Here is a 281-nt window from a genome sequence, read left to right as displayed (position 1 = left end):
CTCGATTACTTCAGGATCAGAGAACTGAAGAAATCCCGATTGTATCAACAGACGCCAAAAGACGTGAGCAGTTATATAAAGAATACCATCTTTAAGAAAAATGGCAGGAGGAAAGGCAGATACCTTTCCTCCTGTTGTCGTCATATATATTTTATTTTTAATTTTTATCAGCAAATTACAAGTTGATTTTTCAGGTAGATTTCATTCAGAATCCTTTACGAAACAGAAGCTATTTCTTTGTCTTGAATTTCTTCATTGTGGAGTATGGACTGTAAACTCTG

General features: G+C 34.5%; 1 protein-coding gene. It reads left to right on the top strand.

Annotated elements, in window-relative coordinates:
- Positions 1 to 100: 100 nt before the first annotated feature.
- Positions 101 to 281 (top strand): hypothetical protein (locus tag LJE09_RS17650; protein WP_227311638.1); only part of this gene is annotated, 181 nt, incomplete at its 3' end.

This window comes from Blautia sp. DFI.3.45, from assembly GCF_020593505.1.
Taxonomy (GTDB): Bacteria; Bacillota; Clostridia; order Lachnospirales; family Lachnospiraceae; genus Blautia_A; species Blautia_A wexlerae.
Note: the sequence above shows the minus strand (reverse complement) of the source record. Positions and strands in the feature narration are given on the sequence as shown.